This is a genomic window from Geodermatophilus sp. URMC 60, assembly GCF_053502585.1.
The window spans coordinates 1,978,188-2,001,480 of the sequence record NZ_CP199958.1 but is presented as its reverse complement, the minus strand read 5'-3'; the positions used below and the strand labels follow the sequence as shown (position 1 = coordinate 2,001,480).

The 23,293-nt window shown below is 68.9% G+C and carries 23 protein-coding genes; 10 read left to right on the top strand and 13 right to left on the bottom strand.

Going from position 1 to position 23,293, the window contains the following annotated elements:
* Positions 1-1,038 precede the first annotated feature (1,038 nt).
* Genes ACWIX3_RS09635 through ACWIX3_RS09610 form a run of 6 tightly spaced genes read right to left on the bottom strand, consistent with a single transcriptional unit; the run spans position 1,039 to position 4,494 of the window.
* A complete protein-coding gene (locus ACWIX3_RS09635; RefSeq protein WP_448611853.1) occupies positions 1,039-1,506 on the bottom strand; it encodes a hypothetical protein in 468 nt (155 codons plus the stop codon).
* A complete protein-coding gene (locus tag ACWIX3_RS09630) occupies positions 1,503-1,964 on the bottom strand; it encodes a TadE/TadG family type IV pilus assembly protein (RefSeq protein WP_448611852.1) in 462 nt (153 codons plus the stop codon). Before ACWIX3_RS09630 ends, ACWIX3_RS09635 begins: the two co-directional genes overlap by 4 nt.
* Positions 1,957-2,163, bottom strand: a complete 207-nt coding sequence (locus ACWIX3_RS09625; protein ID WP_448611851.1) for a hypothetical protein — start codon at positions 2,161-2,163, stop codon at positions 1,957-1,959. The genes ACWIX3_RS09630 and ACWIX3_RS09625 overlap by 8 nt, the downstream gene beginning before the upstream one ends.
* A gap of 29 nt (positions 2,164-2,192) precedes the next feature.
* Positions 2,193-3,134 (bottom strand): type II secretion system F family protein, encoded by a 942-nt coding sequence (locus ACWIX3_RS09620; protein ID WP_448611850.1) that lies wholly within the window; start codon positions 3,132-3,134, stop codon positions 2,193-2,195.
* Positions 3,131-3,988: a type II secretion system F family protein gene (locus ACWIX3_RS09615; protein WP_448611849.1), complete on the bottom strand. Its 858-nt coding sequence runs from the start codon at positions 3,986-3,988 to the stop codon at positions 3,131-3,133. Before ACWIX3_RS09615 ends, ACWIX3_RS09620 begins: the two co-directional genes overlap by 4 nt.
* Entirely contained in the window at positions 3,985-4,494 is a 510-nt protein-coding gene (locus ACWIX3_RS09610; protein ID WP_448611848.1) for an ATPase, T2SS/T4P/T4SS family, read from the bottom strand. Before ACWIX3_RS09610 ends, ACWIX3_RS09615 begins: the two co-directional genes overlap by 4 nt.
* A gap of 53 nt (positions 4,495-4,547) precedes the next feature.
* Between ACWIX3_RS09610 and ACWIX3_RS09605 the strand changes: the two genes are divergently transcribed.
* The 9 genes from ACWIX3_RS09605 (at position 4,548) to ACWIX3_RS09565 (ending at position 12,564) form a co-directional block, all read left to right on the top strand.
* Positions 4,548-5,918 (top strand): recombinase family protein, encoded by a 1,371-nt coding sequence (locus ACWIX3_RS09605; RefSeq protein ID WP_448611847.1) that lies wholly within the window; start codon positions 4,548-4,550, stop codon positions 5,916-5,918.
* A gap of 101 nt (positions 5,919-6,019) precedes the next feature.
* Positions 6,020-6,361, top strand: a complete 342-nt coding sequence (locus ACWIX3_RS09600) for a hypothetical protein (protein ID WP_448611846.1) — start codon at positions 6,020-6,022, stop codon at positions 6,359-6,361.
* Positions 6,362-6,461: 100 nt separating this feature from the next.
* On the top strand, positions 6,462-6,800 hold the full coding sequence (locus tag ACWIX3_RS09595) for a hypothetical protein (protein WP_448611845.1): 339 nt from the start codon (positions 6,462-6,464) through the stop codon (positions 6,798-6,800).
* Complete coding sequence (locus ACWIX3_RS09590) at positions 6,797-7,681, top strand: hypothetical protein (RefSeq protein WP_448611844.1); 885 nt, start codon at positions 6,797-6,799, stop codon at positions 7,679-7,681. Before ACWIX3_RS09595 ends, ACWIX3_RS09590 begins: the two co-directional genes overlap by 4 nt.
* A 248-nt stretch (positions 7,682-7,929) precedes the next feature.
* Positions 7,930-9,846 (top strand): AAA family ATPase, encoded by a 1,917-nt coding sequence (locus ACWIX3_RS09585; protein ID WP_448611843.1) that lies wholly within the window; start codon positions 7,930-7,932, stop codon positions 9,844-9,846.
* A complete protein-coding gene (locus ACWIX3_RS09580; protein WP_448611842.1) occupies positions 9,843-10,253 on the top strand; it encodes a hypothetical protein in 411 nt (136 codons plus the stop codon). The genes ACWIX3_RS09585 and ACWIX3_RS09580 overlap by 4 nt, the downstream gene beginning before the upstream one ends.
* Positions 10,254-10,491: 238 nt before the next feature.
* Positions 10,492-10,863, top strand: a complete 372-nt coding sequence (locus tag ACWIX3_RS09575) for a hypothetical protein (protein WP_448611841.1) — start codon at positions 10,492-10,494, stop codon at positions 10,861-10,863.
* A gap of 283 nt (positions 10,864-11,146) precedes the next feature.
* Positions 11,147-11,545: a helix-turn-helix domain-containing protein gene (locus tag ACWIX3_RS09570; RefSeq protein WP_448611840.1), complete on the top strand. Its 399-nt coding sequence runs from the start codon at positions 11,147-11,149 to the stop codon at positions 11,543-11,545.
* On the top strand, positions 11,542-12,564 hold the full coding sequence (locus tag ACWIX3_RS09565) for a hypothetical protein (RefSeq protein WP_448611839.1): 1,023 nt from the start codon (positions 11,542-11,544) through the stop codon (positions 12,562-12,564). Before ACWIX3_RS09570 ends, ACWIX3_RS09565 begins: the two co-directional genes overlap by 4 nt.
* 293 nt (positions 12,565-12,857) lie before the next feature.
* Here ACWIX3_RS09565 and ACWIX3_RS09560 read toward each other — a convergent pair whose 3' ends face one another.
* The 7 genes from ACWIX3_RS09560 to ACWIX3_RS09530 all read right to left on the bottom strand — a co-directional run bounded on the left by ACWIX3_RS09560 (position 12,858) and on the right by ACWIX3_RS09530 (position 22,132).
* Positions 12,858-13,421: a hypothetical protein gene (locus ACWIX3_RS09560; protein ID WP_448611838.1), complete on the bottom strand. Its 564-nt coding sequence runs from the start codon at positions 13,419-13,421 to the stop codon at positions 12,858-12,860.
* A gap of 240 nt (positions 13,422-13,661) precedes the next feature.
* On the bottom strand, positions 13,662-14,573 hold the full coding sequence (locus tag ACWIX3_RS09555; protein ID WP_448611837.1) for a DUF5655 domain-containing protein: 912 nt from the start codon (positions 14,571-14,573) through the stop codon (positions 13,662-13,664).
* A 51-nt stretch (positions 14,574-14,624) separates the two neighbouring features.
* Positions 14,625-15,185, bottom strand: coding sequence for a hypothetical protein (locus tag ACWIX3_RS09550; RefSeq protein ID WP_448611836.1), 561 nt, complete (start codon positions 15,183-15,185; stop codon positions 14,625-14,627).
* Complete coding sequence (locus tag ACWIX3_RS09545) at positions 15,182-15,886, bottom strand: PD-(D/E)XK nuclease family protein (RefSeq protein ID WP_448611835.1); 705 nt, start codon at positions 15,884-15,886, stop codon at positions 15,182-15,184. The genes ACWIX3_RS09550 and ACWIX3_RS09545 overlap by 4 nt, the downstream gene beginning before the upstream one ends.
* Positions 15,883-18,948, bottom strand: a complete 3,066-nt coding sequence (locus ACWIX3_RS09540) for a type I restriction endonuclease subunit R (protein WP_448611834.1) — start codon at positions 18,946-18,948, stop codon at positions 15,883-15,885. The genes ACWIX3_RS09545 and ACWIX3_RS09540 overlap by 4 nt, the downstream gene beginning before the upstream one ends.
* Positions 18,948-20,156: a restriction endonuclease subunit S gene (locus tag ACWIX3_RS09535; protein ID WP_448611833.1), complete on the bottom strand. Its 1,209-nt coding sequence runs from the start codon at positions 20,154-20,156 to the stop codon at positions 18,948-18,950. The genes ACWIX3_RS09540 and ACWIX3_RS09535 overlap by 1 nt, the downstream gene beginning before the upstream one ends.
* Positions 20,153-22,132, bottom strand: a complete 1,980-nt coding sequence (locus tag ACWIX3_RS09530) for a type I restriction-modification system subunit M (protein WP_448611832.1) — start codon at positions 22,130-22,132, stop codon at positions 20,153-20,155. Before ACWIX3_RS09530 ends, ACWIX3_RS09535 begins: the two co-directional genes overlap by 4 nt.
* 530 nt (positions 22,133-22,662) lie before the next feature.
* Here ACWIX3_RS09530 and ACWIX3_RS09525 point away from each other — a divergent pair.
* The gene (locus ACWIX3_RS09525) at positions 22,663-23,250 is read left to right on the top strand and encodes a hypothetical protein (protein ID WP_448611831.1); all 588 of its coding nucleotides are present in this window, start codon (positions 22,663-22,665) and stop codon (positions 23,248-23,250) included.
* Positions 23,251-23,293 lie beyond the last annotated feature (43 nt).

The following is a 23,293-nucleotide window of genomic DNA, read 5'->3' as shown; positions in this document are numbered from 1 at the left end:
GGGCGTCGGGGACGCGGGCCGGCGGAGCGCTAGGGCGGGTGAGGGCATGGGGCAACCGTTCGTGAGGGGACGGGGAGGTCACGCGGGCAGGCCGAGATCCCGGGCGGGCGTCCTGGGTGGAGCCGGGCCGGTTCGGTCGGCCGGGTGCTGCCGGGGTCGGGGAGCGCAGCACGACGGACGTGCTCGCACGCCCGGCAGCGGCGTGCGCTCAGCTCAGGTGGACGGCCGAGCGGTGGTGGAGGGGGCCGGCGTCAGCGCTGACGGGACCGGTGAGGACGAGGACTCGGACGCGGCAGGCACGGCAAGGGCACTCCCTCTCCAGGCGGGTGGGACCGGACAGGACCGCGGCACCGTCGCCGCCCTCTCCCCCCGTGCACCTGCGCATGGCGTCGGTGGGACCTTCGGTACTCCACGTCGTTCGCGGGCACCCGTCGGGCACCGACACGCACCGTAGGCATGCTCGTCCGGCCGCCGCCAACCAATCCGAGGGAGCACCCGAACGAGGGACGTCGCCGGCGCATGTCAGTCACCCGGTGTGGTCACCCGGAGGACAGAGAGGCACCACCGAGGAAACCCGGCGTGCTCGCGTGGAGTGGCCAGGGTCACTGGATCCGGCGTGCCACCACGGAGCGACGATCGCCGTTGCGCGGTGTGACGATCATCGCCTTTGAGAGCCGGTGGCCGTGGTCACGCGCCGTGGTCGTCGTCCGGTCATCCCGGCGCGCCCCCGGCCGTCCCGCACCCCACGCACGCACGGCCCGTCAGGGCTACTCGGACACGCAGGGGAGCGGTATCCACCAGAACCACGGCGGGTCGCAGTCCTGATGTCCGTCGTCGGCCGTGGCGACCCCAGGTGCGAGCAGCACCGCTGCCGCACCCACCACCGCGACGACCGTGGCTCGAAGCTGTCGCATGCGCTCCCCCAGGCACGCCTTCCCCGTGGCGAAACGGTTTCGTCTCGCCGAAGCAGTCGCGATGCTCGCACCCGTTTCCACTGATCGCCACAGAACCGTTCACGTCCTGAGGGCGACCATCCCGTCAGGCGTCGACGTAGCGGTCGCGTTCGACGACGAACTGGCCGGTGGCGGTGTTGGCGTCGACGAACTCCGGCAGCAGCGGGATGCGCACCGTCACGGTCACGCAGACCGAGAACTCCTCCCCCCGCGTCAGCGTCGGCGCGTACCCGCCCGCGGCGTCGCAGCCGGCACCGGTCGGCGCGTAGGCGACGCGGACGTCGGTGGCCTCGATCGACTGGTCGGTCACCGCCAGCCGGGCCGCGGCCTGCGCGCGGGCCGCCCCGGTGACCGGGTCGGGCGCGGTGCCCATCGCCCGCCCGGCCTCGCGGGCGGCCGCGGTCGAGGCGAACACCCCGCGCTGCACCGCCGAGAACCCGGCCACGATGTAGACCAGCGGCACGAACACCACGATCGCGATGAACGTGAACTCGACCAGCGCCGAGCCGCGCTCCCCGGCGACCATGCCCAGCCGGGCCCGCAGCCGGCTCATCCGGCCTCCTCGACCGCCCGGCCGGTGACCGCGACCGGCAGCAGCGAACCCAGCCCGGCCAGCAGCGGCGGCACCGCGCCCGAGCAGCGGACCACCACCAGCGTCAGGCCGCTGGCGTCGACCTCCTCCGCCGAGCTGCACACCAGCCCGTCGGCGGTCTGCTGCGAGGTCGCCCGCGCCACGACCGCGACCGTGCGGTCGGCACCGGCCGACGAGGGCACGTCGGCATTCGCCGCGAATCGCGCGCCCTCCTGCGCGCTCGCCGTCACCACGTTGCGCACGTGCACGTAGACCGCGACCTGCAGCACCGCCAGCAGCAGCACCACGACGAGCACCGACACGAAGACGAACTCGACGACCGCCGCACCCCGCTCGCCGTCGCGCTGCCGGAACGGCCTCGCTGCAGGGGCCCGCTGCGAGCCTGCGCGCGGTGCGGAGCAGCGAGGTCCTTCAGCCACCGGTGGTGACGGACGCCAGGGCGTTGGTGACCGCGGCGACGATCGCCTCGCGGAACGGGATGAGGATGGCCAGCACGAGCGCCGCCGTCATCACCGTGATCATCACCCAGCCGGGCACGTCGCCCCGCTCGGCGTCGTCCCCGCGCAAGCGGTCGGCCAGTGCGGCCAGCGCCGCCAGGGCCCCCGTGAACAACGGCATGCTGCGTCCTTCCTGTCGCGTCCGCGGGCTCATCGCGCCAGCGAGACGATGCTGATCAAGCCGGGGTAGAGCGCGAAGAGGACGGTCACCGGCAGCACCAGGAAGACGACCGGCACCATCATCGCGATCTCTTTGCGCCCGCCGGCCTCCAGCAGCCGGCGCTTGCCGGCCTCCCGGACGTCGGCCGCCTGGGCGCGCAGCACCTCGGCCAGCGGTGTACCGCGTTCGAGGGCCACCAGCAGACCGTCGACGAAGCGGGCCAGCGGGTCCAGCGAGGTGCGGTCGGCGACCTGCTGGAGCGCGTCGGCCAGCGGCACCCCGGCCCGCGCCCGGCCCAGCGCCGCGCCCAGCTCAGCGGCGAGCTCGCCACCCGACAGCCGGGTCACCCGGGCGATCGCCGCCGTCGGGCCCTCCCCCGCGGTCACCGCCAGCGCCAGCAGCTCGGCGACCACCGGGAACTCGGCCAGCAGCAGCTCCTCGCGCCGGTGCACCTGCTGGGTGAGCCACCAGTCCCGCCCGAGGACGCCGCCGACCAACCCGGCCACGCACAGCAGCGCCACCGACAGCACGTTGACGTCCCCGGCGACCAGCGAGCCGACCGTCGCCAGCAGCGCCGCACCGAGCAGCCCGAAGCCGCCCCACACGACCTGCTCGACCCGGAAGTCCTCGACACCTGCGTCGCTGCCCAACGCGTCGAGCCGCCGGCGCACCGCCGTCCGGCCGCCGAGCACCCGGTCCACGAAGCGGGCGCCGTCGGCCACCACCGGGCCGAACAACCGCCGGGCCGCGGTGAGCAGCCCGGCCTCGGTCGCGGTGCCCAGCAGCCGGGACGGCGGCGGGGTGTCGTGCACGTAGGGCGCCAGCCGGTCGACCAGGCGCACCGAGCGGAACGGCGGCGCGAAGGTGACCACGAGCAGCACGCCGGCCGCCGCGCCCAGCCCGAGCAGCATCCCCGCCACAGATGCACTCACTGGAGCACCCGCACGTCCTGCGGCAGCCGGCCGATCCGCAGCATCAGGCGGTACGAGGCGAGGCAGACCGCGGCGCCGCCGAGCAGGATCGCCGTCCCCAGCGGTGAGTCGTAGGCCTCCAGCGTCGTCGACTGGGTTGCCAGCAGGAGCAGCACCACCCACGGCGCGGCGACGGCCAGCCGCGCGGCCTGCACCACCCAGCCCTGCCGGGTCTCCAGCTCGGCGCGGGCGCGGGCGTCCTCGCGGAGGAAGGAGGCGAGGGTGCGCAGCACGCGGCCGAGGTCGCTGCCGCCGACCTCGCGGGCCACCCGCAGCGTCTCGACGATCCGGTCGCCGACCGGGTCGGCCAGGTCGTCCTTGAGCCGGTCGAGACAGTCGCCGAACCGGCCACTGGAGCGGTACTCGGCGGCGAACCGGGCGAAGGGTGGGCGCAGCACCTCCGGCCCGCGGGTGGACAGCGCCGACAGCGCCTCGGGCAGCGAGAGCCCGGCCCGGACGGCGGAGGCGAGGTTGTCGACGACCTCCGGCCACACCTCGCGCAGGTCCGCCCGCCGCTTGACCGCCAGCCGGCGGACCTGGACGGCGGGCAGCGCCGCGGCGAAGGCGCCGAACAGCAGGCTCACCGTGACCGTGCCGGTGGTGAGCAGCACGACGACCGTGGCGAGCAGTCCCAGCCCGGCCTGCAGGGCGGCGAGCTGGGCGGCGTTGATGCCCGTCAGGCCGGCCGCGGCGAGCTGCTGCTGCCGCCGCGACGGCCTGCGGACACGCTCCCGGCGCTGCGGGGCGCGCGGACCGCTGCGCCAGATCAGCAGCAGGCCGACGCCGAGCAGCAGTCCGAGCAAGGGGCCCGTCACCCGCGCCACCGCGCGTCGTCGAGCAGGGCGGGCAGGTCGAAGCCGTGCGCGGCGAAGCGCTCGGGGTGCGGCGGGTAGCCGGTGCTGCGCACCAGCCGGCCGTCGCGGGTGGTGAAGACGTCGGCGAGCTCGATGACGCCGTCCTCGGCCCGACCCGGGACGGCGACGACCTCGCGCACCCGGCGCCGTCCGTCGGGGTCGCTGCCGACGTGCACGACCAGGTCGACGCTGGCGGCCACCGTGGGGACGACGAACGCGTGGCCGATGTTCTCGCCGGCCAGCAGCGGCAGGGTGCACATCTTCGTGACCGCCTCGCGGGCACTGTTGGCGTGCAGCGTGCACATGCCGGGGAGGCCGGAGTTCAGGGCGATGAGCAGGTCGAGGCACTCCTCCTGCCGCACCTCGCCGACGACGATGCGGGAGGGCCGCATCCGCAGCGCCTCCTTCACCAGCCGGCGCAGCGGGATCTCCCCGGCACCCTCCAGGTTGGGCTGGCGGGTCTGCATCGCGACCACATCGGGCAGCGGGACCCGGAGCCGGTGTCGTAGATACTGCACAGGTGAGGGCAGCTCTGTACATGCGCCAGTCCATGGACCGGGACGGCACCGGACTGGCGGTAGCACGGCAGCGCGAGGCCTGCGCGAAGCTCTGCGCCGACCGCGGCTGGGAGCCGGTGGAGTACGTCGACAACGACGTGTCTGCGTCGAACGGGAAAACCCGCCCCAGCTACACCCGCATGTTGGCCGACATCGCCGCCGGGAGGATCGGGGCGGTCGTCGTCTGGGACCTGGACCGCCTGCATCGCCGCCCCATCGAGCTGGAGCACTTCATGGAGCTGGCCGACAAGCATCAGCTCGCCTTAGCGACCGTCAGCGGGGACGTCGACCTGTCCACCGACAACGGCCGCCTGTTCGCCCGAATCAAGGGCGCGGTGGCTCGCGCAGAGGTGGAGCGCAAGAGCGCCCGCCAGCGGGCCGCCAACCAGCAGCGCGCGAGCATGGGCAAGCCTCCCGCGGGGGGCGTCCGGGCGGTCGGCTACGACGCGACCGGCATGAGGCTGATCGAGCCCGAGGCCGAGTTGATCCGGCAGGGCTACCGCGATCTGCTGGCCGGGGCGAGCCTGCGCGGCATCGCCGCCCGGTGGAACGCGGAGGGCTTCCTGACGGCGCGCGGTGGCAGGTGGCGACCCGATGGGGTGCGGTACACGTTGCGCAACCCCCGCAACGCGGGTCTGGTCGTCTACCGCGGCGACGAGGTCGGTCCCGGCGCGTGGCCGCCGATCGTGCCGGAGGAGACCTATAGGGCCGCCGTCGCCTTACTCGACGATCCCACGCGCCGAACCACGCCGACGAATGCCCGCCGGTATCTGCTGGCTGGGTTGGCCCGTTGTCATTGCGGGGCCGCGGTGACCACCGGTCGGACCCAGCACGGGCGGCGGACCTACCGGTGCGGCCAGTCTCGCGGTCACCTGTCCCGGGCGGCCGAGCCGATCGACAAGCTGGTGACCGGCCTCATCATCGAGCGGCTGTCGCGGCCGGACGCCGTCGAGCTGCTCATGGTCCGCGGTGGCGGTCCGGACCTGACGGCGCTGCGCGAGGAGGCGACAGCACTACGAGGCCGCCTCGACGAACTGGCCGACCTGTTCGCCGACGGTGGTATTACGGCCGCCCAGCTGACCCGCGGCACCGAGCGCACTCGCTCCGCGCTGCAGTCGGTCGAGGAGCGCCTGGCCGACGCCGGCCGCGTGTCGGTCCTGGCCGACCTCGTGGACGCCGACGATGTGCAGGCTGTCTGGGAGGCGATGGAAGGGGACCTCGACCGCCGACGAGCGGTGATCGACACGCTCATGGCCGTCACCCTGCTGACACCCGGCCGGGGAGCCCGCGCCTTCCGCCCGGAGACCGTCGTGATCGACTGGAAGGCGTCGTGACGAATACCGGGTCCGAGCATCCAATCGTCCGGATCATGGTCGGCCGGCACGTGGAGGCGGTGTTTCACCACGTCGGGGGTCGGTGGAGCGAGCGCCTGCACATGTCCCGGGCTCAGTCCCGGTTGTTGAACCAGCGGGCCGAGGAACTGGCCGATCTGTCGCCGGAGGAGCAGGCGGCGATCCACCGCAGGGACGACGGCGGGCACGCGCCGCAGGGCGGGAGCCACCTCGTGAAGCTGATCGGCAACGAGCCGTTCGCCAAGGCCTACCGACCCGAGTGGAGCAGGACCCCCCTTCCGGACATCCCCGGCTACCGGGAGGTCTACCGGTTCGGTCGCTACACCTTTGGGGCGGACACCCTCTTCCGCATGCTGGACGCCCTGCGGGACCACGGCGTCACCGAGATCCAGCTCGACACGCTGAGGAGGTACGCCCAGAGCTAGCCGCCCCGGGCAGCTACCCTGCAGTTGCTCCTCGTGAGCCGTGCCGGGCAACGGACCCGGTGCAGCGTCATCCCCGACGCCGGCATTTCTGAGCCTCCCGATGAGCGAGGCTCGCCTCGCATGCCTGAGGAACGAAATGCCGCAGTGGACTCATCACCGCGCCCGCGTCGCCGCGCTCTCCCGTGATCGTGCAGCCGACGACCCTGACCTCCTCGACGCCCGCCGGGATCTTCGCGCCGCACGCCTCGAGGAGTACATAAGGACGACCGTCGACGCCGCGCCGGCCCTGACCGACGCCCAGCGCGACCGCCTCGCCTTGTTGCTGCACCGGCCACCCGCCGGACAGGTCGGAGGCGACGACTTCACCGGCGGCCAGCCGCCGCGGACCGCTCAGCGGCGGGCCCGGCTCGCCCAGCAGGTTATGGGGGGCCAGCGGTGACCGCGGCAGCCGTAGAGGTCGCGGTCGCAGACACTGCGGTCGCCGTCCCGGGTCAGTGCGACAAGCAGACGGCCTTGAGCCTAACCCGAGAGATCAAAGGCTCGCTGGAACAGTCCTGGAGGCTGATCAAGGAGGCGTTCGAGCGCCGAGCCTGGGCCGCTCTCGGGTACGCGTCTTGGGAGGCCTACTGCACCAAGGAGTTCGGCAGCCACCTGACGCGGCTGTCCAAGGAGCTGCGGCGGGAAGCCGTCGCTGAACTGACCAGTGGCGACCAGCCCATGTCCAACCGCGCCGCGGCGGTCGCGATCGGGGTGTCCGAGTCCACCGTCCGTGCGGACCGGGCAGCAGGTGCGCGAAATCGCGCACCTTGCCCTAAGCCTGACCTGGTCGGGGCCGAAGCCAACGCGCAGTCCAACGTTTCGACCGAGGCCGAGGCTGCGACCACCAAGGTCGTCGAGGCCGAGGCGGTCGAGGACGTCGAGTTCGAGGACATCGAGGCCGAGGCCGACGAGGCCGAGGACGTCGAGGTCGAGGTCGAGGTCGGGGACGTTGAGGCCGAGGCCCCGGTGACGGCGGATGATTCCGAGGACCACGGCGTGGAGGTTCAGCCTTCCAAGTCAGTGCGTCGGGTGAGGGGCGCGGACGGCAAGAGCTACACCACGGAGCCGGAGTCCAAGAGCCGGCGTCGTCCCCTGACCGACGCATCCCGCGGAGCCGCTCACGACCTCGACAAGGTCGCCGCTCGCCTGGTGCGACTTACTCAGGACGACCGCTTCCGCGCCAACGCACCAAACCTTGGCGCTGCCCGGTGGGAGATCGAGCGTGCCGTCGACGACCTCCAGAAGGTGCTCCACGCCCTGGCGAAGGCCGGGAACGGATGACCGCGACGACGAACGGCGCGCCCCCCTCGGGGGGCGCGCCGCCCGTTGGTGATCTGGCCGTCCCGCCGATCAAGCTCAAGAGTGGCGACCCCCTCCGACATGACCGGGCGATCGACCGGGTGCTCGACGCCCTGTCGGAGCGGGACTGTCGCCCCCGAGGTCCGGGGTCGACTGGGAACTGGTCGGCCCGCTGTCCGGCGCATGACGACCGGCATCCCTCGCTGAGCTTCCGGCAAGTCCGGGAGCGCGTGCTGGTGCTGTGCCACGCCGGCTGCGACTACACCGCCGTTGTGGACGCCTTGGGGCTGCCCCGGGATTACCTGTTCGACGACCCGCGCGGCACGAACTACCGCTACGACAACAACCGCCTCGTTGGTCGGACCCCGGACAAGCGATTCATCCAGGCCAACACCGACGCCCAGCCGGAGCTGTACCGACTGTCCGAGGTGAAGGCCGCCGTTGCCGAGGGCCGGACGGTCTACGTCGTCGAGGGCGAGCAGGACGCCGATGTACTCGCCGACCTCGGACACACCGCAACCACGAACCCCATGGGTGCAGGCAGCTGGAGCCAGGTCGACCCGACCCCGCTGGCCGGCGCAGACGTCGTGATCGTCGCGGACAACGACAAGACGGGCATGGCCCACGCCGCCGAGGTCGCCGCCTCGCTGCGCCAGCTCACCCCGCCCGCGACCGTCACCGTGGTCAAGGCCGCCCAAGGCAAGGACGCCACCGACCACGTCCTCGCCGGATACGGGGTCGAGGACTTCGTCCCGGTCGACGTCGCCAAGGCTGGGCCCCGGCTGAAGGTGATCACGGCCAGCCAGGTGCAGGAGCGCCGAGTCGCCTACGTCTGGGACGGGCGCATCCCGATCGGCTCGCCGACGCTGATGCCCGGCGAGGAGGGCATCGGCAAGACCACCGTCGGTGTGCGGATCATGGCCGACCTCACCCAGGGAACCTTGTCCGGCGAGTTCCACGGCGAGGCGCGCGACGTGGTGGTGATGGCCCCCGAGGACGGCCTCGAGGACGTGGTCAAGCCCCGCTTCCGAGAGGCCGGAGCCGATCTCGACCGGGTCCACTTCGTGATCAGCCGCCAGGAAGGCGAGGACGAGGACAGCGTCATCCTCCCGCGCGACCTGCCGCTGCTGACCGACGTCATCCGCCAGGTCGACGCGGCTCTGGTGTGGGTCGACTCCCTGGTCACGGTGCTGCCCGACGAGCTGAAGACCATCAGCTACAAGGACGTCGCCAAGGCGATGAAGGAGATCGGCTCCTGGACCGAGGCCCAACGGGTCGCCCTGGTCGCCCCCTGGCACCTGAACAAGAACGCTGGAGGCGACACCGCCCTGCGGATGATGGACAGCCGCGCCTTCCGCACCGCCGTCCGCTCGCTGCTGCTCATCGTCGCCGACCCCGACGCCGAGGAGGGCGGGCCACAGCAGGGCATCGTGGCCCTGGACAAGGCCAACGCCGGAACGCTGAATGTTCCGGGGCTGCGCTACCGCATCCGGTCGGCGCACTACACCGTCAGCGAGGTCGACCGGCGGACCGGCGAGCTGGTCGACAGGCCGGCCAGCTGCGGCGTGGCCGAGTGGATCGGCCAGGTCGAGGGGGACGGCCGGGCCATCGCGCGGGCCGCCCTCGTCCCCAAGATCGACAAGCAGCCGACCGCTCAAGAGTGGCTGAGCAACTACCTGGCCGCCCGCGGGGAGACGCTGCGCCAAAAGGTGCTCGACGACGGCGCGGAGGCCGGATTCAAGCGGACCGCGATCACCACGGCGGCCGGCAAGATCCCGGTGCACAGCCGCGAGGAGAAGGGCCAGGACAACGGGGTCCCCTACCGGCGCTCCTACTGGTCACTCGCTCCCCGCCTGCAGTCGTCCGGCCGGTCGCCCGGCTCCGTCGACAGCCGCACCACCCGGACGACTCGGACCACTGGGGAGACCCCCGGACGGACGACTCGGTCTATTTCCCCAGGTCAGGGTCAGTGGTCCGGATCGTCCGGGTCATCCGCGGACGGTGCGGACCGGACCACCGAGCCGGACGACTGGACGACCCGGCGAAGAACCCTCGTCGGCAAGAGCCGCGAGGAGATCACCGAAGTGGGCCGCGCCCTGCGTGAGCGAGTACTCGCATCAACTGACGTCGAGGAGGACCAGGCATGAGTAACCGCCGTCGCCTGCGGCCCCCATCCGCGGTGGATCGCTTGAAGGTGCTCGCCGACGCCGGTGGCCTGGAATTCGAGCCGAACCACGAGGCATCTGCCTGGCTCGGAGACGCGATCGGGCACCTCCGGGCCAGGATCATGGCCGGAACCATCAGGGGCTGCCCGCATCTGCGCCCAGGCATGGTCGTCGTCACCGCGCTGTGGGCACCCGACCAGCTGGTCTGCACCGCCTGCCTGTCCATGTTGGCGGTCACCGGCGACGAGGACCGCAGGTGTGACCGCTGCGGCGTCATCGCCGAGGCCGGGCAGCTCCATCCGGGGATGACCTCGCTCGACCCGTCAGGCGCACTGCTGGTGCTGCTCGGGCTGTGTCCGACCTGCATGCATCGCGAGGTCGCGTCATGACCGCGGTGCTCCCTCGTAGTGCTCGGGCTCTGCGGCCCGATGCTGCCACTGGTGCTCGGCCTCTACGCCGTGATGTTGCTCGTGGTGTTCGGCCTGTGCCCATGCGGGGCCAGGTCAGGACTATCGCGAGATGTCACCAGGCGGGGAACCCCTCCCCCCGGCCTACCGCGGACACCGACAAGCGCGCGGATTTTTCTCCCTGCACTGCAGGCCGACCTGAAATCGGAGCCGTACGACGATGACGACGAAGCGGTCCACGCACGGCCCTGCCGGCGAGCGGCTGGTGGCGGCGGTGCTGGCCGAGCTGGCGCGGGACGAACTCGAGCCTGACGTCCGCGAGGCCGAGCGGCTGCACCAGGCTGCCGACCTCACGGATCGCCTGGAGGCCATCCGTGAGCAGCTGGCGCGGGAGGGCCTGACCACGCCGACCGCCACGGGCGGGGCCAAACCTCATCCGCTGCTGGCCGCCGAGCGGGCTACGGTCGCCGCGATCTCACGTCTCCTCGATGGCATCGCGCTGGAGGCCGCGTCGATCAAGGACTCGACGAAGCAGCGGGCCACCCGCACCCGCTGGAGGACGCACAACCAAGCCCGACGCGGGACGACGTGATGGCGAGGAGGATTCCCCAGCCGCGATCCGAGGACGGGCCGGACCGGGCGGCTGATCCACGTCCCCAGTCCCCGGCCGTCGGACCACGCTTTGAAGGCCTCGATCCACGGGTCGTCGTCTTCACGCACCCCACCGACTGGCCGGCCTGGGCGCAGCGCGCCTTCGCCGAGGACATCGCCAGGGGGCTGACCGTCGGATGGTGGACGGGCATCCCGATCCGAGGGCGGAATCAGTGGTGACTCCGCCGGCCCCGGGGCACGGACAAGACGTCGGCCTCTTGCTGATGCAGGTGTCGCCGCGGCTGGCCGGACACCTGGCGATCGCCGTGCACGACTACCGAAAGCGCTGCGCTGTGACGGGCACGCCGGCCCCGCTGACGCAGCTGGACCAGCTGTTCCAGACACTGCGATGGGTCAATCAGGGTCAGCCCGGGTCACCGATCGACCCAGCCCCCAACGTGGCGGACGCTGCGCCTGTGGCCCCACGCATGCTGACGGTCGAGCAGACCGCCGCCGTCTTGGCGGTGTCGATCTCCACGGTGAAGCGGTTGATCGCCCGCGGTGAACTGCCGGCGGTGACGGTCGGCGTCGGCAACAGCCGGGTGCGGACCGCCGACGTCGACCGATATGTCGCCGGGCTGGCCCCGCGCTCGACCAGAGAGGACAGGGAGACGGCGGCATGACCACGCAGACGACGAAGTCCACGCCTACGACCACGGACACGAAGACTGTGAAGGCAGAGACCATGAAGGCAAAGCCCATGGACGTGACGACAGCGTCCAAGACTCGGGAGAACGCAGACGAGCCCGACCCGTACGCGGTCGCCGAGGAGGCCGCCGACGCCTTCATGACAGCGCTGCGGACGGCGATCGAGCGGCTGCCTCAGCGGCCAGATCTGACCGAGCCGGCCGAGGCGCTTCGACGTGCACTCGACCGGCTGTGCCCGGGATCCGCCGAGCCGGTCCTTGCGGCCGCCTACGCGGCGCTGAACACCTCGACGGGTCGCCGGCCCGAACTCATCCCTTCCTTGGACGCGCTCCGCGGTCGAGCGCGGAATGAGATCCCCGCCGTGCTGCGGGCGCTTGACCACGCGCTGACTGTCTTCGAGCGGCAGTCCGAGCTCGATGAGGCGGAACGGACTCTCGCTCGACTCGAAGCTGAGCGCAGGAGCGTGCTCAGTGACGCGGAAGCCGCGGTCGCGGCAGCGGATGTCGACAGCGTGCTGGCGCTGCGACCGCGCATCGAGATTGAGCTACCGGCGGCGTTGGACGCCGCCCGCCTCGCCGTCGCCGAGTTGCACCTGGCGCGGGCCCAGGCCGAGCAGCGCCGACCGCACCAGCGCGCAGAGGCCGCGGCGCGAGTGGAGGCCCAAGTGTGTGCCGATCTTGAGGAGGCGCGGCGACGGCTGGAAGCAGCCGGCGAGGCCGCTCAGGCCGCCGCCCGAGACAAGGCCCTGGCCGACCAGCTAGCGAAGGTCGCCGATGCTGAGACCCAGCGCCTGGCCTTGGAGCGCGACCGGCTCGCCGCGGCGAATAAGGCGTCGCTGCAGGATCGGCTGCGGCGTCTGGCCGGCTTGCCCCCAGAGGAGTCCGCTGAGGTTGAGCAGATCGAGGACTCGCGGACGAAGCCCTCCCATCCCGTCCGCCGGCCCCTGGCGATTGCCCGCGGGGTGACCGTGACGATGGGACCCGTGGCGTCGTGACGGTCGGCGAGAAGGGACTGGCCGAGGCCCGACGACGGTTCACTGCAGAAAGCCTTGTAGCCGTCGCCAGGATCTCGCGGCAGTGGACGCTGGAGGACCTCTTCACCGGGCCCGGAGCACGCGGAGCGGCAGAGGCCGCTGCACGGGTCGGCAACGCATCAGCCCGCCAGGCACTGACGGACCTGGCCATTGCCGTGGCTGAGTTGGACGCAGGTTGACGAGGTTCCGGCCTGTGGGTCCCAGCCAGCGCGCGGAGTCGACTGACGGGGAAATTTCCCGAGCGGTCCAGACGCCTACTTCGGCCCCTCGGCAGTGCGACGCTCCAGTTCTGCCCGCTCCTCTTCATCCTGCGCTCGAAATGACTCTTCGCGGTCAGAGCGGATCTCAGCGACGTCAGCGGCAAGTTCGCTGAGTGCCTGGGAAACCCACGACGCCGGGACGCGTTTACGTTCCTTGGCGGCGACAATCTCCTTAAGTGCGTAGAGCACCCGACGTCCAGCAATGTCTGGGCTCAGATCAAGCGACCAGCGTTCGTCCAAAGCATCGATGAGGATGAATGCATCATCGCGAAGCTTTTTCGACAGGCCACCTACAAGCGCAAAGAGCTCTCCCGAGAGCTCGTCGACGGTAGCAGTTGCGGCCTGGAGTTCCGCATAGTCAGCATCCCGTTTTGCAGCCTCATGCGTAAGCGCAATACGCAGCTTGGGCAGAACTCGCAGTATGGCCTGCCGTGTTTCCTGCTCGCGCTCTCTTCGCGCGCGCCTTCCAGCGATCCAGGCTCCCAACAGTGTGCCGCTGATTCCGAAGAAGCCACCGATGAGGCCGCCGATTATGGTGAGTACCCACGCTGGTGTCACGCTGGGACTCTACTGTCTGGAGAGTGGCAGGCGAGAGACGCATCCCCCGACGAAAGGCCAAACCCTGATGCCCGCCTGAGCGGGTGGCGGCTACTTCCGCGACCGCGACCTCAGCGCCAGCACACCCGCGGAGGTTCGGGTCAAGGGGAGGCTAGAAGATCTTGGACGAGCGCAACCTTCCCCTCATAGGGGCGGACAAATGTCCCGCACCGCCCTAAGCAAACCTTGCTAGATGCGGTGCTAGCTCGCTGCGTAGCTCAGGTCCAATAGGCGCTGGGCCCGCGTGATGTCTTCGGTGTTGGTGAGGGTCAGTTCAAGATCTCCGGTGCCGAAGTGTCCAATGGAGCGGACGTCCCGGGAGAAGTCCTTCACTAAGGACACCTCGTCGGGGTTGACCTTGACGTAAACGAGCACCTTCCCGGACTGCGGGTGCACCTCAACGCAGGCGAAGTTCTTTAACCGACGGAATGCGTAGTAATTCTTGTTAACGATTTTGGTGACGTCATCGCCAAGGTTGAGCAGGTACTGCTCCAGCGCGTCGTAGACGTCCTTCAACCTTTCCGAGGCAGCCGCATGCAGCTGACTGACTGTCTTGGTGGCACTGGCCGTCGGGGAGGTCTGCATGGTGGCCTCGCCGGCCGCGGTGGCCTTTGCGGCGGTCGAGGCAACCAATTCCAGAGCCAGCAGCCGGTCGTTGTAGCTGCGGTAGCGGACCAGCTCGATGCTGCGGTTCATCTGGCCGACGGCGTGCTCGTCGTAGCGGGTGAAGTCACCGGCCACGCAGACCAGTCGCGGGTTCGACCAGTCGACAGTGACCGTGGAGCCCAACTGCTTGAGGACCAGCAGCTCGAAGTCCCCGCGGTGGTCCATGAGCCAGTCCAGGTAGAACAAGCCCTGGGTGATGACATTCTCGTTCACCGCCCGCTTGTACTCGAAGATCACCGGATTGCCGTTCTCGTCGATGCCGAGCGAGTCCATCCGGCCGCCGTGCTTCTTGCCGGTGGAGTACTCGCTGGCCAGGCATCGGACGCCGAACAGCGTCTCCATGTTGTGCTCGATCAGCGTCTGCAGCGACTTCTCGAGCGTCATCGCGGTACCGCTTAGCTCGACTGCCTTGCCCTGGTCGAGCTGGAACAACTTCAGGTCTCCCATGGACAGCCTCCGTGGCGTCGAGATCGTGGTGCTGGGCGGCGGCTGGAGCGATCAGGCGATCGTTGTGTAGTTGTCCACGACCTCGTCGAGCACCCCGTGCAGGGAAGACCAGCCGGCCTGGAAGGTCGTCATGCACTGGTCGACCCACGGCTCGAGCGTCGTCGAATCCTCAGGCTGATCGACCCAGCGCCAGTGGGGGAAGGCCTCCTCCCAGGGCTCCTTCCAACCGAGAACGTCCGCCGCCGATGCGCACTCTTCCCGGAGCAGCTGCGACCGAGCGCGACGATCGATGCAGCCGGATGCGAGGTGGATGCCGACGTAAGGGCATTCGATTCTGGCCGGGGTGAGCAGTTGACCCTTGTTCCACGCGAGGACCAGGGACAGCCGCCAGCCGGCCTCGTTCCAGGCCGGCTTGGTCAGCCCCACCTTGGACCATGTGCCGTCCTCCTCGACGAGAACGGCTTCCGGGGAATCAGCCCAGGAGATCAGCTGGTCGTTGAGCCCCCGCAACCGTGTGATGAACGAGGAGCGGGCGACATCGCGAAGGGCCGCCCACTCCTCGATCACGGCCCGGTGGCGGAGATAGAAGGCCGTCTTTTCATCGGTACTCACGCGAGCTTCTCCCCGTGGTGATGATGCAGAGTGGTCAGGTAGTCGTGGACCCCGGGCGCGGCATCACGCCCGGCGGGCAGGACACTGATAGCCGACTCGACGACGGCGGCGATGTCAGCCCAGCGCAGGCACCACCAGTCGGATAAGCCCTCCCCGGCCGTTGTCGGTGGGCGTCCGTCGCGGGTCAGGAAGACCAGGACGGGGTTCTCATCAGCCCACTCAGCGGCCAGTCGGATGCATTGATCATGCTGCTCCCCAGCCCCCACCTTCGACTCGACGAGGATCGTGACGCCGGGAACCCGTACTAGAAGGTCCGCTCGGGTGTCGTTGCGCTGCTCCTCCCGGACGAGTCGCACAGGATGCGTGCTGGCCCTCTCCACGCCGAGCCGATCGAGGAAGCCAACCAGCACCCGGTCGCCGAGCTGATGGAAACCTTCCGGATCAAGAACCCAAGCCAGGCCGGCGGTCAGAATCAGCTCGTTGCGTTCCAGGCCTGCGGCCTCCAGCAGCGTGCGTGGACCGCCGAGCCAGTCGCCCTGTTCGCGAAGCGAAGCCATCTCTCCAGCCATGGAGTCCAGCCGCGCGGTCCAGTTGGCGACCGTGGCGCGGTCGGCCTGGGCGCGCCGGTCATCCAGCGTGGCCCAGTCGGCCCAGAGGTTGGCCAGACGGTGTTCCCACGCGGCGATGGCGGGTGTGCTCATGCGGCGTTCTCAGCGTGCTTACGGCGGGCGGCCCGGTAGGTCTCACGGGTGATGACCTGCAGGGCGGCGTCGGCGAAGGCCTGGTCCTCAAGCATGGCTTTGAGCAGCCGCTGGGAGCCCTCCTGCCGGGCGAACAGGGCCCCCACGATGTCGTCGGGCTTGATGGTGAGGGCGAACTGCTCTTCGGTGTTGTCCGCAGCGCGCTGCTGCACGTCCTCGCTCTCGGACAGGAGGCTGGGCAGGCCGACGTAGATCTCCAGACCGTCGGGTTCGGACAGGTCGTAGCCGAAGGTGGCGTTGAACGACTTGATCAGCTCCGACAGCTTGATCATCAGCGCCTGTTCGACGGTGCCGCCGCGGCCCTCGCCGGTGAAGGTCTGGATCTCGCCGGTGACCTCGCCGGGGGCGTTGCTGGCCTTGGTCTCGACGCCGCGCTGGTGACCCAGGAAGGCCAGCTCGGTCGCGCCGAGGTCGATCGCCCCGGTCTCGGTGGCGGGGGTCTTGAGCTTGGCGAGCAGCAGCTTGCCGTAGAGGTAGAGGCTTTCCAGCTCCTCGTCGGTGAACTTCATGACCTGGCCGAGGAAGGCGTAGGCGCGGACGAACGCCTTGAGCGCGTCGATCAGGTCGGTCTGTTCGTGCTCGGGCAGGTTGCCGGCGCGGACGACGGCTGGGTCGACGTGGGCGGAAACCGTGGCATGGGTGGCGGCGTTGCCGGCCAGCAGCGCGGCGACCGCCTTCTGCTGCTGCTCGGGGTCTATGACGGCGTGCTTCTCGATCCGGGTCTGCAGGTTGTAGAGGAGGTTGGGGTCGGTCTCCTCGGTCCAGCTGGTCTCGTAGAACGGTGCGAACTGCTCGCGCATCTCCTCGGCGGTGTTGACGAAGTCGAGGACGAAGGTGTCCTCCTTGCCGGGGTGGATGCGGTTGAGCCGGGAGAGGGTCTGCACCGCCTTGACGCCCTCGAGCTTCTTGTCCACGTACATGGTGTGCAGCAACGGCTCATCGAAGCCGGTCTGGTACTTCTCCGCGACAATGAGCAGTTGACCCTCGTCGTGGAAGCGCTGCTTGGTCTGGGCCTCGGGAAAGCCGTTGAGCCCGGCCTCGGTGAACGTCTCGCCGGGGACGTCCTCATCGGTCAGGCTGCCGGAGAAGGCGACCAGCGCCTTGATGCCGGTGAGCTGCTTCCTCTTCAGGTAGCGGTCGATCGCGGCGGCGTAGCGGACGGCGTGCAGCCGGCTCTTGGTGACCACCATGGCCTTGCCTTGGCCGCCGATCTTGTCGGCGGTGACCTTGCGGAAGTGCTCGATGATGATCTCGGCGCGCTGGTCGAGGTTGGACGGGTGCAGATCCACGAACCGGGCCAGGGCGACCGCGGCGCGACCCTTCTCCACCTCGGGGTCGTCGCTGGAGAGCCCGTTGGCCAGCCGGTAGTAGCGCTTGTAGGTCAGGTAGTGGGCCAGCACGTCGAGGATGAAGCCCTCCTCGATGGCCTGCCGCATCGAGTAGAGGTGGAACGGCTCGAAGACCGTGGTGCCGGCCTCGTCCCGGGGGGTGCCGAACAGCTGCAGCGTCTTGCCCTTGGGCGTGGCGGTGAACGCGAAGAACGACAGGTTGCCGTTGCGCCCCCGGGCCTCGGCCGAGTGGACGACTGGGCTGAGCGTCGCGTACAGCTCATCCTGCTCGTCTGACGCGGCGGCCTCGGCGCGAACGGCCTCGGTCTCGGCGGTGGCCAGCGCCTCGGCACCACCGAGCACCTGCTTGACCTTCTGCGCGGCGTCGCCGGTCTGCGAGGAGTGCGCTTCGTCCACGATGACGGCGACCCGCTTGCCCTCGACCGCGGCATCCTTGGCGATCACCGGGAACTTCTGCAGCGTGGTGATGATGATTTTCGTACGGGCATCGAGCAGCGCGGCACGCAGTTGCTGGGAGTCCTGGTCGATGCGCTGCAGCAAGCCTTGGACGTGCTCGAAGCCGGCGATGGTGTCCTGCAGCTGCTTGTCCAACACCCGCCGGTCGGTGATCACCACGACCTTGTCGAAGATCAGCTCGTCGGGTCCGAGCGCGGCGTCGGCGGCCAGCAGCGCGGGGTCGCTGGGGGTGTGCAGGTCTGCGAGTCGGTGGGCCAGCCAGGCGATCGAGTTGGACTTGCCCGAGCCGGCGGAGTGCTGCAGCAGGTAGCTGTGCCCAGCGCCATGCTTCGCGGCGTGGGCAGTCAGCCTCTCGACGACGTCCCACTGGTGGTAGCGGGGGAAAACCACCGAGTGAGCACCGTGCTTGGGCACCGTCTCCTGCACGTAGCGGTGCAACAGGTCCAGCCAGGTGTCCCGCGCCCATACCTGCTCCCACAGATAAGCGGTGCGATGCCCGTGCGGGTTAACCGGATTGCCCTGCCCCCCATTGCCCCCAGGTCCGGCGGAGCCCTGATTGAACGGAAGGAAGACGGTGTCCGCGCCGGCCAGCTTCGTGGTCATGAACACGAGGTCGGGGTCGACGGCGAAGTGCGCCAGGCAGCGGCGGGCGAAGATCCGGTCCGCGGGGTTGCGCTGCTTGGGGTCCCGGTACTGCGCCTTGGCGTGCTCCACGGTCTGGCCCGTGAAGTGGTTCTTCAGCTCCGCGGTGGCCACCGGGATGCCATTAACAGCCAGCATCAGGTCCAGCGACTGATGCTTGTTGCTCTCGCTGTGACGCAGCTGCCGATAAACCAGCAGCCGGTTCTTCTCGTACTTCGCCACCAGCTCCGGGGTCAGTCCGTGCGTGGGACGAAAGAAGGCCACCTGGATTCGCTGGCCGGAGTCCTTGACTCCGCGGCGCAGCACGTGAACCACACCGTGCGCGTCGATCTCCTCGGCGATCCGCTTCGTCACCTTCGCGACGACCGCGGACCCGTACCGCTGGGCCAGCTTAGCCCAGGTCTGCGGCTGCGTCTCCTGAACGAATCCGAGCAGTTGCACTCCGTCCAACCCAAACGCCACGTCGTAGTCGGTCGGTGAACCGTGCCGCCAGCCGTTGCTGAGAAGGTGTGCCTCGATTGCAGCCTCGAAGTCGGACTCAGTGTGCCCGGCCATTACGCCACCTTCCGCGCAGTGGTCACGTCCAGCTGCCCGGTCACAGCGGCGGCAACTAGGGCTTGCTTGCGCTCCTCGAGCAGGGCGATTTGGCGTTCCCTCAGACTGGCAAGCTCGGTCGCGGCGGCGTCCTCAGCGGCGATGACCTGGATCAGGTCGTCCTGCTCATGCAGCGACGGCAGCGGCAGATGAAGCGACCTCACCTGCTCTCCGTTCAGGTTGTCTTGGGTCGACGACCGGGCGATTGCGGTGAGGACGCGACGGATGAGCTCGAGCCAGTACAAGAGGTAGCGGGGGCGCAGGTCTGGGCCAGGGACCAGACCGAGAATGGCCTGGTTCCAGACGCTCCGTGTCGCCGCGATGCTGGTTTTGCCGACGCTGGCGTACATGGCGAACAGCACGGTGCCGGCCGGGGCGGGTCGGAGGCGAGCCGCCTCAAGGCCTGCCTCCGTGACGTGCTTCAGCGGAGGAGACGTTGTCCCGCCCTCCTGCATGTCGCCGATGCTGATCCACGGCGTTCCGGCAGGCGGGTCCGTCCAGTACGACGAGTCGCTCGTCGAAGGCGTTCCACCGCCCAGAGATTCCGCCAGCAGTTGCGACAGCTTTCGGGTCGGCCACCCGTGGCAACTAGTGGCGGAGCCCTCCGCTACTTCGAGCAGCCGATCCGATACGCCGAGGCGCTCGGCGATGAAGGACTGCCGTCTGTCAGCCGAACGGGCTTGCTGGCCCAGCTGGAGTGCGACGGCGCTGTTGAGACGGGTGGCCTGGTCGTCAAGGAAGTCCGCGATTCGCCGCTGCTCATCCGCGGCGGGGTAGGGGACGCGGATTGTCCACATTTCTTCCTGTGTGAGCTTGTCGCGTGTCGAGCCCGAGATGTAGCGACCATAGTCGACAGCATTAAGTGCATAATGCAAGAATCGCGGATCGATGGCGCGTGGCCTCAGTACGTGAATGTGGTTATTTACCCACGAGGGACCGTCGATCACGAAGGACACCGGTCGTGTCTTGTCGAAGAAGGGGGCTCCGTCCTCGCCTAGGAGGACCAAGGTCTCATTGAACAGGTGCTTCGATATGTGATCTACGATCCCGCCGGATCCCCAGTACGGCACGTCGCCGGCCATATCCGCGCGCTGTTCCCGATTTAGTGGGACGCGCGTTCCATCCAGACACTCGGCTAGGCGGCGCAGGGGCACCTCATTGAAGGTCATCGCTTCAGCCCTGCAAGCACGTGCTGGATCTCGGCTTCCACGGCTTCCAATTCGGCGTCGATAGCGACCAGTGGGCGTAGGGGCACGTACTTGTAGAACAGTCGAGTGAACGGGATCTCGTAGCCGATCTTGGTCTTAGTGTGGTCAACCCAGGCGTCTGGAACATGCGGGAGCACTTCGCGCTCCACGTGCTCGTCGACGTCCTTGGCGAGCGGCACGTTCTCGTTGTCCCGCAGGTCTGGGTCAGGTAACGGCTGACCCTTGCGGTCGATCACGATGGGCGCGTCGGGGGCGGCAACTGCTGCTGCGGCAAGGACCGCCTTCTTAATCGCGGGTGGCAGCCCAACCTGCTTACGTGCGGTGCATGCGTTCAACAGCAGCTTGGTGAAGGCGCTCTCGGTCTCCTCCGACGTCCCGACCAGGTCGGTCAGCGCGCCGATCAAAGCGTCGTGCATCCGCCGCGCGTCGTCGTGACCGATGGAGAGCGCGACCACCGACTTGCAGGCGCGGACGGCTGCGATCGTCCCCTCGGTCACGAGCCAGCGGCGGCGCAGCGGCCGCTCCACGGTGATCCGCCGGAATCCGAAGGCGTCGTTATTGAGGACCTTGACCCGGTCGTCGACGCCGGCCAGCTGCAGGGCATCGGTGTAGAGGTGGGTGACAGCGGCGATGTGGTCGTCGTCGAAGTACTTGCGCTTATCGCCTAGCGACTTGCGCATCTTCGACCACTCGCTACGGGCGTCGACCAGCGCGACCTTGCCGGCCCGTTCACGGCTCTTACGGTTGGTGACGATCCAGACGTAGGTGCTGATGCCGGTGTTGTAGAACAGCTGGTCAGGCAGGGCGACAATGCCCTCCAGCCAGTCGTTCTCGATAATCCAGCGGCGGATGTTGCTCTCCCCGGACTCGGCGGCCCCGGCGAACAGCGGACTGCCCGAGAAGACGATCGCAATCCGGCTGCCTCCGTCCTCGACGGGCTTCATCCGGGCGATCATCTGCTGCAAGAACAGGAGGGAGCCGTCGGAGACGCGGGGCAGGCCGGCGCTGAAACGACCTTCAGGCTGCTTGGCCTCGGCATCGATTACAGCCTTGGACTTGCTCCAGTCGACGCCGAACGGTGGATTGGCGAGCAAATAGTCAAACCGCTTGTCCCCGTGCCCGTCGTTCGTGAGCGTGTTGCCCAGGACGATGCGCTCGGGATCCTGGCCCTGGATCAGCAGGTCCGATCGAGCGATCGCCCAGGTCTCCGGGTTGAGCTCCTGGCCGAACATCTCCAGCCGGGCCTTCGGGTTGAGCCGCGTCAGATACTGGTCGGCGATGTTCAGCATGCCGCCCGTGCCGCAGGCCGGGTCGTAAATCGAGCGCACGGGGGCGGTGCCGGTCAGGACCTCGGAGTCCTCGCCGAAGAGCAGATTGACGATAAGCCGGATGACCTCGCGCGGGGTGAAGTGCTCACCGGCGGTTTCGTTGGAGAGTTCGGAGAACCGGCGCAGCAGCTCCTCGAAGACGTAGCCCATGGCATGGTTCGGCACGACCTCCGGGCGCAGGTCCAGCTCGGCGAACTTGCCCAGCACCAGGTAGAGCAGGCCTGCGTCGTCCAGACGGCTGATCTGCTCGTCGAATCGGTACTTCTCCAAGACCTCTGCCGCACTGCGCGAGAAGGCCCCGATGTAGGCGCGCAGCTCCTGGGCCAGGCTGTTCGGTGACTCGAGCACCTTCCTGAAGGTCAGCGGACTTGTGTTGTAGAAGGGCACGCCCGACGCCTGCTTGAGCAACAGGTCCGGGGTGTCGGTGAGGCCCTTCAACTGCTCGGCACGGGCGAGCACCGCCGGCTTCGTGGGCTCCAGGACGGCGTCCAGCCGGCGCAGCACGAGCAGCGGCAGGATCACTCCGCGGTACTCGGCCGGTTTGTAGTCACCTCGCAGAAGATCGGCGACCTGCCAGACGAACTGAACCTTGCCCTCGAAGCCCTGCACGCGTGTGATCTCCCGGTCGGCTGTTGCTCGCCGACCGTTTCGGATCGACGCCGTCCGGAGGGTTCTTACCTGACAGGGTCACCCACCGCAGTCAGCATCCCGCAATCTGTGACACATGGGGCTCGTGATACTGGCGGGAATCCCGCCCGCGGGCGCGCAGGAAGGCAGCCGGCTGGGGAAGGCGGTGACGGCAGGCGGCCGGACGGAACGGGCGGTCGGCCGCAGCACCCGCGAGCACAACGGGGTAAGGGCCACGGACCCGGTCAGGACGGGCCGGATGAGGTCTTCGACCTGCCCGGGGGTCAGAAGGGGTCCGGCGGTGCCGGTGGGTCAGGGTCACGGGTCTGGCTTCAAAGATCAAGCCCCGCTAGACGGGAGGACCCGTTGGGCCACAGTCCCTCGTCGAGGTGCGTCGCTGGCGCGTCGTGCTGCCCGGCCGTGGGGTCACGGACCTACGTGACCAGACTAGGTGCTCCTACTCATGCCATTGACCGGCCCTGGCCAAGACGCAGCCGCGGCCGTGCTGGAGAATGACCGACATGGACTCGGGGGACAAGGTGAAGCAGGACGCCGGAGGCGGCAGGGGTCAACCCATACCTCCGGAATTGATTGTTTATGAGGGAAACGGTCAACTCGTGCCGTTCGTGGACCCGTCCACGCCCGAAGGCGCCGTGGTAATGCTGCCAGATCGGATCGACGAGGCGGCGGGTCCCATGTTCCACGACGACGCTGTAGGAGTCGTCAAGACGCTTCAGGCGCAAGGGCACAATGTCCGCGCCGCCAACATCTCGCATCCACCACACTACCTCAGCGAGTACGGGGCTGCGGAGATAGTCTCGTCAATAGTGCTTGGCGTTGCCGGAAACTTCACGTATGACTCAATACTGACCATTGCAACTCTGGTTCGCCTGCGGGTCATGAATGCCTTACACCGCAGCGACGAGGCCGTCGATGAAGCTCAGGTGCGGCTGAGTATAGATGAACTGGACATCACGGAAGGCGGGGCGGTGCGACTCCGCGGATTGTCTTACTCTGGGCCGGTCGAAGGAATCGCTCCGACATTGAACGGAATTCTGGATACCGACTCCAACGGCGACGCGAGCACGACTGGTGCCTAACGACGACGAGGGCATCCGGTGGTCTGGACTGGTTGTGCGAACA

Bases quoted from the DNA above. Each gene is read 5' to 3' on its own strand.
- ACWIX3_RS09580 (WP_448611842.1), top strand. From the start codon at position 9,843: ATGAGTAACCGCCGTCGCCTGCGGCCCCCATCCGCGGTGGATCGCTTG.
- ACWIX3_RS09525 (WP_448611831.1), top strand. From the start codon at position 22,663: ATGACCGACATGGACTCGGGGGACAAGGTGAAGCAGGACGCCGGAGGC.
- ACWIX3_RS09635 (WP_448611853.1), bottom strand. From the start codon at position 1,506: ATGAGCCGGCTGCGGGCCCGGCTGGGCATGGTCGCCGGGGAGCGCGGC.
- ACWIX3_RS09555 (WP_448611837.1), bottom strand. From the start codon at position 14,573: ATGGGAGACCTGAAGTTGTTCCAGCTCGACCAGGGCAAGGCAGTCGAG.
- ACWIX3_RS09545 (WP_448611835.1), bottom strand. From the start codon at position 15,886: ATGAGCACACCCGCCATCGCCGCGTGGGAACACCGTCTGGCCAACCTC.
- ACWIX3_RS09575 (WP_448611841.1), top strand. From the start codon at position 10,492: ATGACGACGAAGCGGTCCACGCACGGCCCTGCCGGCGAGCGGCTGGTG.
- ACWIX3_RS09540 (WP_448611834.1), bottom strand. From the start codon at position 18,948: ATGGCCGGGCACACTGAGTCCGACTTCGAGGCTGCAATCGAGGCACAC.
- ACWIX3_RS09610 (WP_448611848.1), bottom strand. From the start codon at position 4,494: ATGCAGACCCGCCAGCCCAACCTGGAGGGTGCCGGGGAGATCCCGCTG.
- ACWIX3_RS09595 (WP_448611845.1), top strand. From the start codon at position 6,462: ATGAGCGAGGCTCGCCTCGCATGCCTGAGGAACGAAATGCCGCAGTGG.
- ACWIX3_RS09600 (WP_448611846.1), top strand. From the start codon at position 6,020: ATGTCCCGGGCTCAGTCCCGGTTGTTGAACCAGCGGGCCGAGGAACTG.
- ACWIX3_RS09565 (WP_448611839.1), top strand. From the start codon at position 11,542: ATGACCACGCAGACGACGAAGTCCACGCCTACGACCACGGACACGAAG.
- ACWIX3_RS09570 (WP_448611840.1), top strand. From the start codon at position 11,147: ATGCAGGTGTCGCCGCGGCTGGCCGGACACCTGGCGATCGCCGTGCAC.
- ACWIX3_RS09535 (WP_448611833.1), bottom strand. From the start codon at position 20,156: ATGACCTTCAATGAGGTGCCCCTGCGCCGCCTAGCCGAGTGTCTGGAT.
- ACWIX3_RS09625 (WP_448611851.1), bottom strand. From the start codon at position 2,163: ATGCCGTTGTTCACGGGGGCCCTGGCGGCGCTGGCCGCACTGGCCGAC.